At 58.4% G+C, this 17,005-nt stretch carries 16 protein-coding genes; 8 read left to right on the top strand and 8 right to left on the bottom strand.

Annotated elements, in window-relative coordinates; genetic code table 11:
• Positions 1-38: 38 nt before the first annotated feature.
• From GBC55_RS02330 to GBC55_RS02320, 3 genes are all read right to left on the bottom strand, one after another.
• Positions 39-1,139 (bottom strand): polyamine ABC transporter substrate-binding protein, encoded by a 1,101-nt coding sequence (locus GBC55_RS02330; RefSeq protein WP_162436599.1) that lies wholly within the window; start codon positions 1,137-1,139, stop codon positions 39-41.
• 12 nt (positions 1,140-1,151) lie between these two features.
• A complete protein-coding gene (locus tag GBC55_RS02325; RefSeq protein ID WP_162436600.1) occupies positions 1,152-2,183 on the bottom strand; it encodes a histone deacetylase family protein in 1,032 nt (343 codons plus the stop codon).
• 224 nt (positions 2,184-2,407) lie between these two features.
• Complete coding sequence (locus GBC55_RS02320; RefSeq protein ID WP_162436601.1) at positions 2,408-3,400, bottom strand: AraC family transcriptional regulator; 993 nt, start codon at positions 3,398-3,400, stop codon at positions 2,408-2,410.
• 339 nt (positions 3,401-3,739) lie between these two features.
• On the opposite strand from GBC55_RS02320, the gene GBC55_RS02315 reads away from it, so the two are divergent.
• Complete coding sequence (locus tag GBC55_RS02315; RefSeq protein WP_162436602.1) at positions 3,740-4,138, top strand: hypothetical protein; 399 nt, start codon at positions 3,740-3,742, stop codon at positions 4,136-4,138.
• A 90-nt stretch (positions 4,139-4,228) separates the two neighbouring features.
• Here GBC55_RS02315 and GBC55_RS02310 read toward each other — a convergent pair whose 3' ends face one another.
• The 3 genes from GBC55_RS02310 to aspA all read right to left on the bottom strand — a co-directional run bounded on the left by GBC55_RS02310 (position 4,229) and on the right by aspA (position 8,548).
• Positions 4,229-5,218: an asparaginase gene (locus tag GBC55_RS02310; protein WP_162436603.1), complete on the bottom strand. Its 990-nt coding sequence runs from the start codon at positions 5,216-5,218 to the stop codon at positions 4,229-4,231.
• Between the two features lie 83 nt (positions 5,219-5,301).
• Positions 5,302-6,753 carry an alanine/glycine:cation symporter family protein gene (locus GBC55_RS02305; protein ID WP_162436604.1) on the bottom strand — a complete coding sequence of 484 codons (1,452 nt, stop codon included), beginning with the start codon at positions 6,751-6,753 and terminating at the stop codon, positions 5,302-5,304.
• 370 nt (positions 6,754-7,123) lie between these two features.
• Positions 7,124-8,548 (bottom strand): aspartate ammonia-lyase, encoded by a 1,425-nt coding sequence (gene aspA / locus GBC55_RS02300; protein WP_162436605.1) that lies wholly within the window; start codon positions 8,546-8,548, stop codon positions 7,124-7,126.
• Between the two features lie 180 nt (positions 8,549-8,728).
• Here aspA and GBC55_RS02295 point away from each other — a divergent pair, with 180 nt between their 5' ends.
• The 5 genes from GBC55_RS02295 (at position 8,729) to GBC55_RS02275 (ending at position 12,500) form a co-directional block, all read left to right on the top strand.
• Positions 8,729-9,637, top strand: coding sequence for a LysR substrate-binding domain-containing protein (locus GBC55_RS02295; RefSeq protein WP_162436606.1), 909 nt, complete (start codon positions 8,729-8,731; stop codon positions 9,635-9,637).
• Positions 9,638-9,941: 304 nt separating this feature from the next.
• A complete protein-coding gene (gene purE, locus GBC55_RS02290) occupies positions 9,942-10,433 on the top strand; it encodes a 5-(carboxyamino)imidazole ribonucleotide mutase (RefSeq protein ID WP_017341565.1) in 492 nt (163 codons plus the stop codon).
• 11 nt (positions 10,434-10,444) lie between these two features.
• Positions 10,445-11,527, top strand: coding sequence for a 5-(carboxyamino)imidazole ribonucleotide synthase (locus GBC55_RS02285; RefSeq protein ID WP_162436607.1), 1,083 nt, complete (start codon positions 10,445-10,447; stop codon positions 11,525-11,527).
• A gap of 101 nt (positions 11,528-11,628) precedes the next feature.
• On the top strand, positions 11,629-11,874 hold the full coding sequence (locus tag GBC55_RS02280) for a GlsB/YeaQ/YmgE family stress response membrane protein (RefSeq protein ID WP_027926291.1): 246 nt from the start codon (positions 11,629-11,631) through the stop codon (positions 11,872-11,874).
• Between the two features lie 89 nt (positions 11,875-11,963).
• Positions 11,964-12,500, top strand: a complete 537-nt coding sequence (locus GBC55_RS02275; protein WP_162436608.1) for a DUF3299 domain-containing protein — start codon at positions 11,964-11,966, stop codon at positions 12,498-12,500.
• Between the two features lie 101 nt (positions 12,501-12,601).
• Here GBC55_RS02275 and GBC55_RS02270 read toward each other — a convergent pair whose 3' ends face one another.
• Together GBC55_RS02270 and GBC55_RS02265 are read right to left on the bottom strand one after the other, a co-directional pair.
• Positions 12,602-13,501, bottom strand: a complete 900-nt coding sequence (locus GBC55_RS02270) for a D-hexose-6-phosphate mutarotase (RefSeq protein WP_162436609.1) — start codon at positions 13,499-13,501, stop codon at positions 12,602-12,604.
• Positions 13,502-13,574: 73 nt separating this feature from the next.
• The gene (locus GBC55_RS02265) at positions 13,575-13,979 is read right to left on the bottom strand and encodes an acyl-CoA thioesterase (protein WP_007896491.1); all 405 of its coding nucleotides are present in this window, start codon (positions 13,977-13,979) and stop codon (positions 13,575-13,577) included.
• Positions 13,980-14,343: 364 nt separating this feature from the next.
• Between GBC55_RS02265 and GBC55_RS02260 the strand changes: the two genes are divergently transcribed.
• Both GBC55_RS02260 and GBC55_RS02255 read left to right on the top strand, forming a co-directional pair.
• Positions 14,344-15,642, top strand: coding sequence for an MFS transporter (locus GBC55_RS02260; RefSeq protein WP_162436610.1), 1,299 nt, complete (start codon positions 14,344-14,346; stop codon positions 15,640-15,642).
• A 231-nt stretch (positions 15,643-15,873) separates the two neighbouring features.
• Positions 15,874-16,875, top strand: coding sequence for a phosphate ABC transporter substrate-binding protein PstS (locus GBC55_RS02255; RefSeq protein ID WP_162436611.1), 1,002 nt, complete (start codon positions 15,874-15,876; stop codon positions 16,873-16,875).
• Positions 16,876-17,005 lie beyond the last annotated feature (130 nt).

Here is a 17,005-nt window from a genome sequence, read left to right as displayed (position 1 = left end):
AGCGGCAATGGCTGCCTCGGTGATGTTTCTCGCGGTTGTCAGGTCCCGGATTTGATCTTTGTCCAGGCACGAGTCCGCGCACGTTCTGCATCGCGCGGTAACGGTTGAAGGGTGTAAAGCGTTTCCATGGCGGCGTCGGTCGGGTACAGGTTCGGGTTGTTTCGAATAGCCGGGTCGACCAGTTGCGTAGCGTCCTTGTTAGGGTTCGGGTAGCCAACGAAGTCGCTGACCGGCGCGATCACTTGCGGTTGCAGCAAGTAGTTGATGAAGGTGTAGGCATCCTCAGTGTTCTTCGCGCCTTTGGGAATGGCGAGCATGTCGAACCAGATCGGCGCGCCTTCTTTTGGCAGGCGCATGTCGACGGTCACACCGTTTTTGGCTTCCTTGGCGCGGTTGGCGGCCTGGGAGAAGCTGCCGGAGTAACCGACAGCGACGCAGATGTCTCCATTAGCGATGTCGGCCATGTACTTGGAGGAGTGGAAGTAAGTGATGTACGGACGGATTTTCATCAGCAACGCTTCAGCCTTGGCGTAATCCGCCGGCTTCTTGCTGTTGGGGTCCAGACCGAGATGCTGCAGGGCCAGCGGCAGGATCTCCGACGGCGAATCGAGCAGGGCGACGCCGCACTGCTTGAGCTTGCTGATGTTTTCTTCCTTGAAGATCAGGTCCCAGCTGTCGACCGGTGCGTTATCACCCAGCGCGGCTTTGATCTTGTCCGGGTTGAAGCCGATCAGGATAGTGCCGTACATGTACGGCACGGCGAACTTGTTGCCCGGGTCGTTGGCTTCGATCAGCTTCATCAGCTTGGGATCGAGGTGATTCCAGTTCGGCAGTTTGCTTCGGTCCAGCGGCTGGAACACCCCCGCTTCAATCTGCTTGGCCAGGAACACGTTGGAAGGCACCACGACGTCATAGCCGGAGTTGCCCGTCAGCAACTTGGCTTCCAGGGCTTCGTTGGTATCGAAGATGTCGTAGACCAGCTTGGTTTGCGTGTTCTGGGCCTTGAAGTCTTCCAGTGCCTTGGGGGTGATGTAGTCGAACCAGTTGTAGACGCGCAACGTTCGCTCTTCAGCGTGAACGGCACCGCTGAGCACCGAGGCGCACAGCATCGGGGCCATAAGGCGCTTGAGTCTGTTCATTGTTTTTATTCCTTATTGAGCGCTTTCAAAACCTTCGAGTACGTTCACGGCATTGATGCCGATTTCTTCGACGGCGTAACCACCTTCCATCACGAACAGTGTCGGCTTGCCCAGTTTGGCGATGCGCTCGCCCATGGCCAGATAGTCCGGGCTGTCGAGTTTGAACTGCGAAATGGGATCGTCCTTGAACGTGTCGACGCCCAGGGACACGACGACGATGTCCGCACCGTAGGTTTCGATCTCTTTGCACGCCTGCTCAAGCGCGGCACTCCAGCTGTCCCAACCACTGCCCGCCGGCAAAGGGTAATTGAAGTTGAAGCCTTCACCCGCGCCTTCGCCGAGTTCGTCCTCATAGCCGAGGAAGAACGGAAATTCGGCTTCCGGATGGCCGTGGATCGAGGTGAACAGCACGTCGCTGCGCTCGTAGAAAATCGATTGTGTGCCGTTGCCGTGGTGGTAGTCGACGTCGAGGATCGCGACTTTTTTGTGGCCCTGATCGAGAAACGCCTGGGCGGCGATGGCGGCGTTATTGAGGTAGCAATAACCGCCCATCAAGTCGCTGGCAGCATGGTGTCCCGGCGGGCGGCACAGGGCGAATGCACTGCGGGCGCCGCGCTGGATTTCTGCCTGTGCGGTCAATGCAACCTGGGCCGCGCTGTACGCTGCTTGCCAGGTGCCGGCGGTAATGGGGGCACCGCCGTCGAAGCTGTAATAACCCAGTTGGCCGTGCAGGCTGGTGGGTTTGATCGCACGCAAGGTCCGCGCTGGCCAGGTGTAGGGCAGCAGGTCGCCGTCGGTGTTGAATTCAGTCCAGCGTGCCCACGCGCCTTTGAAGAAGTCGAGGTAGTCGCGGCTGTGGATGCGCGCGATGGGGTCGAGGCCGAAATCTTTCGGCGCTTCTATGGGACCCAGTTGCTGGTGTTGCACCCGTTGCAAGACATGGTCGGCACGGGAGGGCATCTCGAAGCAGGGTTTGAGCTGCCCGTCGATCAGTTCACAACGGCCGTGGTGCAGATGGTGGTCATCCGAGTAGATCGTCAGCATTTCTTGTTCTCCGCAGGCTGATTCGGTTGAACACAGTTTTGCGGCGCAAGGCGTTTCGGAGAACGGCAGGAAAGGCCAAAAGGGGATTTATGTGGCCAAAATAGTTGACCGAAATTCGCCCCTATTTGAAGTAGCACCGCTTCAATCCAGAGCGCTCTGTCGCAGGTGAATTCGCCGCGATAACGTCACACAAAAGCTTTGCTCCTACAGGTTTTATGGCGTTTTCAAGGTCGGAACTGACTGGGCGCCACGCCGCTCCAGCGCACAAACGCATGGCGAAAGCTCGCGGTCTCGCTGAATCCAAGCGCTTCGGCGATCCGGTAGATCGGCAGCTGATCTTCACAGAGCATCAACTTGGCCTGCTCAAAGCGTAATTCATCGAGCAATTCCTGATAGCTGCACCCCAGATCCTTCAGATGCCGGCGCAAGGTGCGAGCTGAACAATTCATCTGTTGCGCCAGACCTTCAAGCCCCGGCGCCGCATTCAACTGCGCGCGCAGTAACTGCCGAATACGACCCAGCCATGCCTGGCGCCCGGTGAACTCGGTGTTTTGTTTGCGGCAGCGTTCGGCCATGGCCTGGTGAGTAATAACGTCTGCGAGCGGTAACGGTTCATCGAGCCAGCGCTTGTCGAACGCGAAGGCGTTGTCCCGGGCCTCGAAGTGCAGCGGGCAGTTGAAGTGCTCGGCGTAGGTCGCTTGATAGTCCGGTGCGGCGTGCTCGAAGCGAGTTGCCAGCAGAGGCAGCGAATGCCCGAGCAGGTCGTCGCAGATGACTTTCAGCGACACCAGGCAAAACTCGGCGTTGAACACGGCCAGCGCCGGATTCTCTCGGTAATCGGCGGCCACGAACCAGATACGCTCGCCGTCTTCTTCCAGGCTCAGTTCGAAAAGTGTTCCCAACAGCGCCGGATAACGCATGGCCAGACGTAACGCGTCACCGAAGGTGGCACTGGTGAGCAGTGCATAACCGAGCATGCCGTAGGAAGAAACGTGCATCCGACGTCCCAGTTCCAGGCCGATATCGCGCTTGAGCGCCACAGCGTTGGCGCACACTTGCATCTCTTGGTTGGTGGTGATGCGCGTGTCTGCCCGGTTCAGGTCCGCTGCACTGATACCGCTGCCCGCGAGCAGCGCTTCGCTGGACAGGCCTTGGCCCTTGAAGGCGTTGAGCACCAGAGAAACAGCATTGAGGGTGGTGAGGTGGGAGTGGAGCATTCGGTCGTCCGGCGTTGGTCAGGCTTGAAACTATGCAACATTTGCGCCCGTTTTATTGATCTCTAATAAGAGCACCCAATAAGGAGAAGTTTTTAATTATATAAATGCGCCTGTTGGTAGGATGTGGCTCCACGCCTATTTATTTTGAAGTATTTAAATTAATGAATCTACTGTCATAAGTGTCAGTTGTTCGTGTGATTGGTTGCCGTTGGTCAGATCTCACTTGTGGCTTATTAGAGTGTTGGTTTTTATGCGTATTTTATTTGACCCAATGAGAGACGAGAGCTAGCGTGAACTTGCAACGCACATTTATTCTTACTTTCAGTGGGATGATGAAAAATGGATTCGCAAAAAATTGTAAAAAAAGCAGGGCTTTTTGCAGGACAACTTAAAGTCACGATGGACAATCAGGAGTTTGTTTACTCGGCGTACGATATAAGTGGTAGCGGTACTATGATGGAGGCAGTCTTTAATAGAGTAGGGGAGCTTCCTTCTAAAAACGGTGTCCGGATTAGAACGTCAACGGAAAATTATGGGAAGGAAGTTATCATACCCAACGGATCGACATGGCTGATATTATTTGTCGAGGGCGTACCCTATACGTCGGCGACTGGGAGATTAACGTTTAATTATGACGAGGAGCGCTATTCGGCGCATGGTAGCTTTAACATTCAGATGCCAAGTGAAAGTCCGTACGTCAACCTGACGGATGGACTTTTCAGTATTGATCCGTTCTAGCGCTGACAATGTAACCCTCTTTTAAAGAGAGTTACATTGTCAGCGCTAGCCCACTAAAATTAGTACGATTCAGACTCTATACAGATCACCTCACAGATCCAGTTCAATCAATTGCCGCACTTCAGCGGTTTCGAGCCCCGCCCCCATCAGTGCATGCATCTTGCCGAACGCCGCTTCGCGGGTCATGCCGCCACCTGACAACACGCCGACACCACGCAACCGGCTGCCAGCCTCGTAGAGATCCAGCTCAACGCCGCCTTCATGGCACTGCGTTACCGCGACAACCACCACACCGTTGTCTCGCGCTCGCGAAAGCGCGGCGAGAAATGCCGGATTGTCGCTTGGCCCGGTACCGCTGCCATAGCACTCCAGCACCAGGCCCTGGATACCGCTGTTCAGCAAGCCATCCAGCTGCTCGGCGCCAATCCCGGGAAATAACGGCAGCACGGCAACGTTGGCCAGTTGTTTAGGCTGGTTGTAGTTGAGCTGCGGCGGCAGGGTGGTCGCTTTCGTTCCGCCACCCTGACGCGCCAGCAACTTGAACGGATGGCGCCCAAAACTGCGTACTTTCGCGCAACGGGTCGGGTCCAGCAGTTCGCCGTGGAAGTACAGGTGTACGCCCGGTGCCAAACCTTTCCCAAGGGCCACCAGCGCGCCGCTGAGGTTTTCCCAGGCATCGCTGTCCGTCACGCCAGCGGGCAGCATGGAACCAGTGAAAACGACGCGAGCGTGTAGGCCGAGCAATTGAAAACTCATGGCCGCGGCGCTGTAGGCGAGGGTGTCCGTGCCGTGAAGGATCAGCACGCTGTCGCAGCCTTGCACGTCAACAGCGTCGACGACCGCTTCGCGCAATTGCTGCCAGTAAGCCGGTGACATGTTCGCGCTGTCGATCAGCGGTGACATCTCGCGAAAGCGCCACTGCGGCACCACTAATTCAGGCTGGCTGTGCAGGTACTCGCGCATCCGCGCGTCGAAACCGGACGCCGGTGCCAGACCGTGTGCACTTGCTTGCATGCCGATGGTGCCACCGGTGTAGAGCACCATGACGTGCTGGGCGGCGGGGTAGGTCGAGGAATTCATGGGGACTCTCCGAGAACGATGACTTCCCTGTAGAAGTGAGCCACACAACCTCACTCCCACACGGTTTTGAGAACTTTAACCGATCAGCGTTGCGCTGCGGGTACGCCTTGCGGCTCAGCTTCTGCCTTCACAGCGGCTGCTGGCGGATTCGCTGGCCAGGCTTTCAGGTCCAGGTCCAGGTCCGGGAACTTGCTCGAATCAAATACCGGCGTCTTGATGCCGGCAGCACGCTGGTCATCGTAATCACGCAGGATGCGCATACCGACCTTGAACAGCAGGAACAGCGCGATCAGGTTGACGAAGGCGAGCATGGTCATGGTGATGTCGGCGAACGCGAACACGGTGCCGAGGTTCTCGATAGCGCCCCAGAAAATCAGCACCAGTACCAATGCGCGGTAGCCGATCAGCGCCTTGCGGTTTTCGCCGATCAAAAAGCGCAGGTTGCTCTCGCCCAGGTAGTAGTTGTAGAGGATCGAGGTGAACACGAACAACGCCAAGGCGACCGAGATGAACATGCGGCCCCAGTCACCGACCACGGCGGCCAGGGAGTTCTGGGTCAGGGCAATGCCGTCGCCTTCGAAGCCAGGGGTATAGAAGCCCGAGAGCAGGATCAGCAACGCGGTGCAGGTGCAGATCACGAAGGTATCGAGGAACACGCTGAACGCCTGAACCACGCCTTGCGCCACCGGGTGCTCGACGGACGCCACGGCAGCCACGTTAGGCGCACTGCCCAGACCGGCCTCGTTGGCGAACACGCCGCGCTTCACGCCCATCACAATCGCGCTGCCGATCAGGCCGCCGAAGGCTTGATCGAGACCGAAAGCGCTTTTGACGATGGTCATCAACATGCCTGGCACCTGATCGAATTGCAGCACGATCACGTAAATGGTCACGCCGATGTACACCAGGGTTTTCACCGGTACCAACAGGTCCGCGACCTTGGCGATGCGCTTGATGCCGCCGATGAACACCAGGCCCAACAGCACGGCCAGACCGATGCCGGTGTAAGTGGTGTCGAGGCCGAAGGCGTTGTTCAGCGAGTGAGTGACGGCGTGGGATTGCAGGCCGTTGAACGCGAAGCCGAAGGTGATCAGCAGCAGGAACGCCATGATCATGCCCAGCCAGCGTTTTTGCAGGCCGTGCTGGATGTAGTAAGACGGGCCGCCACGGTAGGTGCCGTCGGCGTCGCAGCGCTTGTAGAGCTGGCCGAGGGAGCATTCGAAGAAGCTGCTGGACATGCCGACCAGCGCGGTCACCCACATCCAGAACACCGCGCCCGGGCCGCCCAGGGTAACGGCGATGCCGACACCGGCGATGTTGCCTGCACCGACGCGACCCGCCAGGCTGAGCATCAGGGCCTGAAAGGAGCTGAGTTGGCCGGCGCTGCTTTTGAGGCTGTCGCGGAACACCGCGAACATGTGGAAAAAGTGACGCAATTGTACGAAACGCGAGCGGATCGTGAAGTAGCTACCGAGCCCGACAATGAGCACGATCAGTACTTTCCCTGAGAGGAAGTCGTTAATGACTTCGAGCATGGAGTATTCCTCGCTGTTTTTTATGTGGAGCAACATGCTGGGCGGAGCGGAAACATCGCGTTACACCGGATTGCGCGCGGCAAAACAGGCGAGGCGAAGGTTTCGTCCCGGTTCCAAATTGCGGGTTTGTTATTAGTTCGGGGTTCGCATGGGTGATGGCCTCGTTACCGACGACCGCTCACGCGAAGAGGGGCGGCACTATACCGATGAGTGCGGCGCCCGTCTGCACGGTTGTGGTGCAAGCGATAAAACGGGGTATTGCTTCTACAGAATTCGATAAAAAAAAGGGCCTGGGGAATAAATCCCCAAGCCCTCAAAAGGTGAGAGGTGTCTAGTCCCTCGACCTGGTGAGCAGTAACTAAAGCGTTGGTCAGGCCTTCAAAGGCACCAGACGCGGAGCAATCATGTTTTCCGGACGCAGGATGTCGGCGAGCATTTCGTCGTCGAGCAAGCCTTCTTCGCGCACCAGTTCCAGCACGCCGCGGCCGCTTTCGAGAGCGATGCGCGCGATACGGGTGGCGTTTTCATAGCCGATGTACGGGTTCAGCGCCGTCACCAGGCCGATCGAGTGCTCGACCAGTTCGCGGCAGCGCGCTTCGTTGGCGGTGATGCCGACGATGCAGTGCTCGCGCAGCATGTCCATGGCGCGTTGCAGCAGGCGGATCGAGTCGAAGATCTTGAACGCGATCAGCGGCTCCATCACGTTCAGTTGCAACTGGCCGCCTTCGGCTGCGATGGTCAGCGCCAAATCGTTACCGATGATCTGGAACGCTACCTGGTTCACGGCTTCCGGAATAACCGGGTTGACCTTGCCTGGCATGATCGAGCTGCCTGGCTGACGCGCTGGCAGGTTGATTTCGTTGATGCCGGTGCGTGGACCGCTGGACAGCAGGCGCAGGTCATTGCAGATCTTCGACAGTTTGACCGCAGTACGCTTGAGCATGCCGGAGAACAGTACGAAGGCGCCCATGTCCGACGTGGCTTCGATCAGGTCGGCCGCTGGAACCAGCGGTTGACCGCTGATCAGTGCCAGGCGCTGAACGGCCAGGTGCTGGTAACGCGGGTCGGCGTTGATGCCCGTACCGATGGCAGTGCCGCCCAGGTTCACTTCGGTCAGAAGCTCTGGTGCCAGTGTTTTCAGACGTGCGAGGTCTTCACCCAGGGTGGTGGCGAACGCGCGGAATTCCTGGCCCAGGGTCATCGGCACAGCGTCTTGCAGTTGGGTACGGCCCATCTTCAATACGTGGCTGAATTCTTCACCTTTGGCAGCGAACGCCTGGATCAGGCTGTCGAGGCTGGCGAGCAGGGCGTCGTGACCCAACAGCAGACCCAGACGGATCGCGGTCGGATAGGCGTCGTTGGTCGACTGCGCCATGTTCACGTCGTTATTCGGGTGCAGGTACTGGTATTCGCCCTTCTGGTGACCCATGGCCTCCAGCGCGATGTTGGCGATGACTTCGTTGGCATTCATGTTGGTCGAAGTGCCAGCGCCGCCTTGAATCATGTCCACCACGAACTCTTCGTGGAAATCGCCGCGGATCAGTCGTGCACAGGCTTCGCTGATGGCTGCGTGCTTGGCGTCGCTCAGGTGACCCAGCTCACGGTTGGCGTCAGCGGCGGCCTGTTTGACCATTGCCAGACCGACAACCAGTTTCGGGTAGTGCGAAATCGGAACGCCGGAGAGACGGAAGTTGTTCACCGCTCGCAGGGTCTGGATGCCGTAATACGCTTGAGCCGGTACTTCGAGTACGCCAAGCAGGTCTTTTTCTGTGCGGAAAGATGCAGCGGAGGACATGATAGAAATCATCTCGATATGGACCCGGTCTGTGCCGGAACACCGCAAATGCTAGGCTTGTAGAGAATTTTCGGCCAATGCCTTTAAACACTGCCCTATGCAAATTCGGCATAATGCCCGTGTGACGCCGTGATTGCGGCGAGCGTGTGACCTAATTTGGTGCGTGTCCGGGAGGGCGTGATGAATCTGGAAAGTAAATGGCTTGAGGACTTCAGCGCCCTGGCCGCGACGCGCAGCTTCTCCCAGGCTGCGGAGCGACGCTTTGTGACGCAGCCGGCGTTCAGTCGCCGCATTCGCAGCCTCGAGACGGCGCTCGGTCTGCAACTGGTCAACCGTTCGCGCACCCCTATCGAACTGACCGCGGCGGGGCAGCTGTTTCTGGTGACGGCGCGGACCGTGGTCGAACAACTCGGTGAAGTGTTGCGTCACCTGCATCATCTGGAGGGTGGGCAGGGCGAAGTGATGCAAGTGGCAGCTGCTCACTCGCTGGCGCTGGGCTTCTTTCCGCGCTGGATTGCTCAGTTGCGAAACGAAGGCCTGAACATCGCCACACGGCTGGTAGCAACCAACGTTGGCGACGCGGTGCACGCGCTGCGCGAAGGCGGCTGCGACTTGATGTTGGCGTTTTACGATCCGGATGCAGCGCTGCAAATGGATCCTGAGATTTTCCCGTCGCTGCACCTTGGGCATACCGAAATGCTGCCGGTATGCGCGGCGGATGCCGACGGTAAGCCGCTGTTCGATCTCGAAGGCGAGGCGAGTGTGCCGTTGCTGGCTTACAGCGCCGGTGCATTTTTGGGTCGTTCGGTGAACATGCTGCTGCGCCAGCGCGCGCTGCGTTTCACCACCATTTATGAAACGGCCATGGCGGACAGTCTGAAAAGCATGGCGCTGGAAGGCTTGGGCATTGCATGGGTTCCGCAACTCAGCGTGCGCGCCGAACTGGCGCGCGGTGAGCTGGTGGTCTGCGGCGGTGCGCAATGGCATGTGCCGCTGGAAATTCGTTTGTACCGCTGTGCACTGGTGCGCAAGGCGAATGTGCGGTTGCTGTGGCGCAAGCTTGAAGGGGGCGCGGCGCAAGGCACATAGCTGCGTTGTGTTCACCGGGCGCCAGGATCGCAGCCTTCGGCAGCTCCTGCGCCCATCTCTGCAGGAGCTGCCGAAGGCTGCGATCTTTTGATCTTTTTGGCTGACCTTAAAGTCAGTAAAACTGGCACTTTGCGCCGTATGACAGATGGTCGTAACAGGGGCTGTTTATCTGCTCCATTGAGGTATACTGCGCGGCCTTCGGCCGGCTTGACTGGCCATTTTTCGTACAATTGAGCCACGCATATTATGCGTGGCTCGTTGTTTTTGACGCGCCTGCGGGCGCCCAGAGAGAAGAGGCACGACGATGAGTGCACTGGTTGGCGTGATCATGGGCTCCAAGTCCGATTGGTCCACCCTTAGCCACACCGCCGATATGCTGGAAAAGCTCGGCATTCCTTACGAGGTGAAAGTGGTCTCTGCCCACCGCACCCCGGATCTGCTGTTCCAGTATGCCGAAGAGGCCGAGGCGCGTGGCATCGAGGTGATTATCGCCGGTGCCGGCGGCGCGGCCCACTTGCCGGGCATGTGTGCGGCCAAAACCCACCTGCCGGTGCTCGGCGTGCCGGTGCAGTCGTCGATGCTGTCGGGCGTCGATTCCCTGCTCTCTATTGTGCAGATGCCCGCGGGCATTCCGGTTGCCACCCTGGCCATCGGCAAGGCTGGCGCGATCAACGCCGCATTGCTGTCGGCGAGTATCCTGGGCGCCAAGCATCCGCAATTCCATGCGGTGTTGAAAACATTCCGTGCTGAGCAGACAGACAGCGTCCTGGAAAATCCAGACCCACGCATCGCCTGAGGTTGTTGACGATGAAAATCGGTGTAATCGGTGGCGGCCAGTTGGGTCGCATGTTGGCGCTGGCGGGCACTCCGCTGGGCATGAACTTCGCTTTCCTTGATCCGGCGCCGGATGCTTGTGCCGCCGCGTTGGGCGAACACCTGCGGGCCGATTACGGCGATCAGGACCACCTGCGTCAGCTGGCCGATGAAGTCGATTTGGTGACTTTCGAGTTCGAAAGTGTGCCGGCCGAAACCGTGGCATTCCTGTCGCAATTCGTTCCGGTTTACCCGAGCGCCGAAGCCCTGCGCATTGCCCGCGATCGCTGGTTCGAGAAGAGCATGTTCAAGGACCTGGGGATACCGACCCCGGCGTTCGCTGACATTCAGTCGCAAGCCGATCTGGACGCCGCCGTGGCTTCGATCGGTCTGCCGGCCGTGTTGAAAACCCGCACCTTGGGTTACGACGGCAAGGGTCAGAAAGTCCTGCGCACACCTGAAGATGTGGTCGGTACGTTTGCCGAGCTGGGCAGCGTTGCCTGTCTGCTGGAAGGATTTGTACCGTTCACTGGTGAAGTCTCTCTGATCGCCGTGCGTGCTCGCGATGGTGAAACGAAGTTCTATCCACTGGTTCACAACACCCACGACAGCGGCATCCTGAAGCTGTCCGTGGCCAGCACCGACCACCCGTTGCAAGCCTTGGCTGAAGACTACTCCAGCCGCGTGCTCAAGCAGCTGGACTACGTTGGCGTGATGGCATTCGAATTCTTTGAAGTCGACGGTGGCCTCAAGGCCAACGAAATCGCCCCGCGGGTCCACAACTCCGGACACTGGACCACCGAAGGCGCCGAGTGCAGCCAGTTTGAAAACCACTTGCGGGCCGTTGCCGGTCTGCCGCTGGGTTCGACGGCCAAGGTCGGCGAGAGCGCAATGCTCAACTTCATCGGCGTCGTTCCACCGGTAGAGAAAGTGATCGCGATTGCCGATTGCCATCTGCACCACTATGGCAAGGCGTTCAAGCTGGGTCGCAAGGTCGGTCACGCCAACCTGCGCTGCGCCGACAAAGCCACGCTGGAGCAGCAGATCATCAAGGTCCAGGCGCTCATTGCTGAATAGTTTCATCTGACGGCGGCGGAACCATTCAAGGACCGCCGTTCTCTCATGGCAGTATGCAAAAGTCTGACTAGGCTTTAGTCACTTACTCAGAGGGAAATGTCATGGGAATTATTGGAACCATCTTTATCGGCTTGATCGTCGGCCTGCTGGCCCGGTTTCTGAAACCAGGTGACGACAGCATGGGCTGGATTATGACCATCCTGCTCGGTATTGGCGGTTCGTTGGCGGCCACTTATGGCGGCCAGGCTTTGGGTATCTACCACGCTGGCGAAGGCGCAGGCTTCATTGGTGCGCTCGTGGGCGCCGTGGTGTTGCTGGTGATCTACGGCCTGATCAAAAAGAACTGATCCAGGCGACAAAGCCCTCTCGGCTGCGCAAGCCGGGAGGGCTAGAATGCTCGGCGATTCATTTATCCCCTCCTTTACCGAGCACGTTCATGCGCCGTCTTCTGTTGACCTTTCTTTTGCTGGGCACGGGCCTTGCCCACGGCAGCGAACTGCCGGAAACCGACTGGCTCGAACTGATGCCCAAGTCAGACCAGAAAGCCCTCGAGTCCATGCCCGATATCGATCACAACTCCCCCGAAGGCGATGGCACCTTTACTCAAAAGGGTGGCATGAAGCAGAGCAAAGGGTTGCCGGCGGTGATGTATTCCACCAAAACCGTGCCGTCGATGAACGACAAGAACATCCGTATTGGCGGTTACCCGGTACCTTTGGAAAGCGACGCGAAGGGGCGCAGCACGCTGTTCTTCCTCGTGCCATACCCTGGCGCCTGCATTCACGTGCCGCCGCCACCGCCTAATCAGTTGGTGCTGGTGAGGTATCCGAAGGGCTTGAAGCTGGACGATATCTACACGCCGCTGTGGGTGACCGGAACATTGAAGGTGGAGAAGGTCAACAACGACCTGGCCGACGCGGCGTATGCGCTGGATGCGGCGAAGGTGCGGGTGGTGCAGGAATCGGATTTGTAATTCAGGTTTGCTTAAAAGATCGCAGCCTCGTTTCACTCGACAGCTCCTACGCCGATATCAGTAGGAGCTGTCGAGTGAAACGAGGCTGCGATCTTTTGATCTTAAAGCGGCTTGCTGCCGATGCTCACACCAAGTGTATGACTGGCCCCTGGCGCCAAAGCCACCACATCACCCATCACATTCGCCGTTTCAATGCACAGCATGCGCTGCCAGCCATCGTCAGCCATGTCGCTGAACGCCGCAGCGCGCTCGATCCAAGGATTCCAGATCACGGCAGTGCGTGAGCCGACGCTGGTCAATTCAATGCGCCGTTCCCAAGCCGGGTCGACGATGCTCAGCTGCGCCGGGGTGTCGAGGTAGATACGATCGGTCTCGCCGCTGAAGCGCAGGTCACCGGATTGGGTCACGGTTTTCCAGTCGTCCAGGGTCTCGATATAGCTCAACCCATCCAACCCTTCGACGTGCACATTGCGTACGTCGCTCACCGCGAAATAGCTATGCAGCGCCTGGCTGATGGTGACCGTTTCGGTTCCCTGGTTCTGGCTGGTCAGGTTGATGTACAGCTGATCATCCAGACGAATGCTCAGTTTCAGATCCACTTGATGCGGCCAGCCTGGCAATCCGCCTTCGGGGTAGGGCAGGAGGAATTCGACCTTCAGGCTTTCGCCCTCGGTTTCGATGCCGGCCAACTCCCAGTCCATTGCCCGCACCAGCCCATGAGCCGTGGGTTCTTCGTTGCTGACGCGCATCGCCTGAACGCTCTGAGGATTGCGCGCAAAATTGCCAAACCACGGCCAGCACACGGGAACACCGGCGCGGATGCTCTTGCCGGTCTTGAACACCGCCTCGTCGTTGAGCCAGATCACCGGCGGTTGGCCGGCCACCTGATAACTGAGGATGTGCGCACCTTGCTGGGCGACCAGCAATTCCGCCTGACCGTGGCGGATGCGCCAGCAGTTCAGTTCATCCAGTTTCATGGCTTCTACGTTGGGCGTGCTCATGGGGCAACTCTCGATCAGGAACAATGACTGCAATGGACCGCGAAACAGCCGCCGGGTTTAACGGGGCTATTGGTCAGCGGGCTCTTGGCGGAACCGAACGCGTGCGTCCGCTGCCATCGATCGCGACAAACACAAACACCGCTTCGGTCACTTTACGCCACTCGCTGGACAGCGGGTCGTCGCTCCAGACTTCGACCATCATCTGAATCGAGCTGCGGCCAATTTCCAGGGCCTGGGTATAGAAGGAGAGCTGAGCGCCCACGGCCACCGGCACCAGAAACGCCATGCGGTCGATTGCAACAGTCGCCACGCGGCCACCGGCAACCTTGCTGGCCATTGCGGTGCCAGCCAAATCCATCTGCGCCACCAGCCAGCCGCCGAAAATATCGCCAAAGCCGTTGGTTTCGCGTGGGAGTGCGGTGATTTGCAAGGCCAGGTCGCCTTGCGGGATTGGATCTTCTTGTTCGAGCTCTATCATGCCGGGGGTGCCTCTGACCCGTGACTCTTCATTGGTACTTCAGGTGAATAGCCGTCTCAGAAAAAACGATTCAGCCCCGAACATACTACGTTCGTCACGTTTTTCGTAAGGCGCCTAAAGGGAAACTCTGCGAAATCGCCTATGAACCCCGGCAGGCGTTTTCGCACAGCAACCCTTTCCAGCCATTGCAAGATTGCGAGTATATCGGTCGGTAGACTCCGAGACGACCGTCCGGTTCTCATTTTGACCGTCAAATATGCACATCTATGTGCTTTTTCGAACAATTTGTTATCGTGCCGAACCTGCCCAAGCCCTCGCCAGCGTTGTTGGGGTTGCAGATCCGACTATAAGAGAAGCCCTTGCCATGACCACAGCGCCTTCGAATATCGCGCAGCCCACACAATCCGCACGTCCGCTGACCCGCAACGACTACAAGACGTTATCGCTGTCCGCTCTGGGCGGTGCGCTGGAGTTCTACGACTTCATCATTTTCGTGTTCTTCGCCACGGTGGTGGGCAAGCTGTTTTTCCCCCCGGACATGCCCGAGTGGCTGCGTCTGATGCAAACCTTCGGCATCTTTGCTGCAGGCTACCTGGCGCGTCCGTTGGGCGGCATTGTGATGGCGCACTTCGGCGACCTGCTGGGTCGCAAGAAGATGTTCACCCTCAGTATCTTCATGATGGCCGTACCGACCCTGATCATGGGCTTGTTGCCGACTTACGCACAGATCGGCATGTGGGCGCCGATCCTGTTGTTGCTGATGCGGGTTATTCAAGGCGCTGCGATTGGCGGTGAAGTGCCGGGCGCATGGGTCTTCGTTTCCGAACACGTACCGCAACGACATATCGGCTATGCCTGCGGCACGCTGACCAGTGGGCTGACGGCGGGTATCCTGCTGGGCTCGTTGGTCGCCACGGCCATCAACAGCATCTATACCCCGGTGGAAGTCGCCGACTACGCCTGGCGGATCCCGTTCCTGCTGGGCGGTGTGTTCGGCCTTTTCTCGGTTTACCTGCGCCGTTGGTTGCACGAGACCCCGGTGTTCGCCGAGCTTCAATTGCGCAAAGCCCTGGCCGAAGAAGTGCCACTCAAGGCTGTATTGCGTGACCATCGCGGGGCGATCCTGATCTCCATGCTGCTGACCTGGTTGCTGTCTGCCGGCATCATCGTGGTCATCCTGATGACCCCTACAGTGCTGCAGACCGTCTACCACTTCGCGCCAACGACCGCGTTGCAGGCCAACAGTCTGGCCATTGTGTTCCTGAGCCTGGGTTGTGTCGCTTCAGGTGCGCTGGCTGACCGCTTTGGCGCGGGACGGGTGTTTGTGTTTGGCAGCGCTGCGCTACTGATCAGCTCGTGGACCTTCTATCACAGCCTGTTCAATCACCCTGACTGGCTGTTCCCGATGTATGCCTTGACCGGTCTGCTGGTGGGCACCATCGGCGCAGTGCCTTACGTGATGGTCAAAGCCTTTCCGGCGGTGGTGCGCTTCAGCGGACTGTCGTTCTCCTACAACCTGGCCTACGCCATTTTCGGTGGTTTGACGCCGATGGTGGTGACGTTGCTGCTCAAGGAAAGCCCGATGGGGCCCGCCTATTACGTCGCGATTATTTGTGGCGTCGGGATTTTGGTCGGTGGGTATCTTTGGAAGAAGGGGCGCTGAGCCCCGAAACTGTCTGTAGCTGTACCGGCCCTATCGCCAGCAGGCTGGCTCCCACATTGAAACGTATTCCAATGCGGGAGCCTGCCTGCTGGCGATCAAGGCGCATGAATTCCGATAAAACCATCGAATGATGGCCTTTCATCCAATTGTCATATTTCAGCCATAGAGTGTTCATACGACCTGCCGATACTTGGCCCCGACTTAACACACCCTATCTGCTAGGAGTAAGGCATGAAACTGAAGCGTTTGATGGCGGCAATGACTTTTGTCGCTGCTGGCGTTGCGACTGCCAACGCGGTTGCCGCTGTTGACCCTGCTATCCCGAGCTACACCAAGACCACTGGTGTGTCGGGCAACCTGTCCAGCGTCGGCTCCGATACCCTGGCCAACCTCATGACCCTCTGGGCTGAGAACTACAAAAAAGAATACCCGAACGTAAACATCCAGATTCAGGCCGCTGGCTCGTCTACCGCGCCACCTGCGCTGACCGAAGGCACCGCTAACCTGGGCCCGATGAGCCGCAAGATGAAGGACAACGAGCTGCAGGCCTTCGAAACCAAATACGGCTACAAGCCAACTGCCATTCCAGTTGCTGTGGACGCCTTGGCGGTGTTCGTGCACAAGGACAACCCGATCCAGCACATGACCATGGAGCAGGTCGACGCGATTTTCTCCTCGACTCGTCTGTGCGGCGCCAAAGCCGACGTGAAAACCTGGGGCGATCTGGGTGTGACGGGCGACCTGGCCAACAAGCCGGTTCAACTGTTCGGTCGTAACTCGGTATCGGGCACGTACGGCTACTTCAAGGAAGAAGCCTTGTGCAAAGGCGACTTCAAGCCAAACGTCAACGAACAGCCTGGCTCGGCTTCGGTCGTGCAGTCGATCAGCTCCTCGCTGAACGGCATCGGTTACTCGGGCATCGGCTACAAAACCGCTAGCGTGAAGACTGTTGCACTGGCCAAGAAAGGCAGCACTGACTTCATCGAAGACACCGAAGAAAACGCCCTGAACGGCAAGTACCCGCTGTCCCGCTTCCTCTACGTTTACGTCAACAAAGCCCCGAACAAGCCTCTGGCTCCGCTGGAAGCCGAGTTCGTGAAGCTGGTTCTGTCGAAACAGGGCCAGGAAGTGGTAGTGAAAGACGGTTACATCCCACTGCCAGCCAAAGTAGCTGCTAAAGCTCTGGCTGACCTGGGTCTGCAAGAAGGCGGCGCTGAAGTCGCAAAAAAGTAAAACCCTAGGCCCGGGGTACGCCCCGGACCTGTGTAGGAGCTGACGAGGGAACCGAGGCTGCGATCTTTTGATCTGGCTTTCAACTGCAAGATCAAAAGATCGCAGCCTCGGTTCCCTCGACAGCTCCTAC

Source organism: Pseudomonas sp. TNT3 (genome assembly GCF_010095445.2).
Classification (GTDB): Bacteria; Pseudomonadota; Gammaproteobacteria; order Pseudomonadales; family Pseudomonadaceae; genus Aquipseudomonas.
The sequence above is the reverse complement of the archived record's forward strand: the minus strand, read 5'-3'. Positions and strand labels throughout refer to the sequence as shown.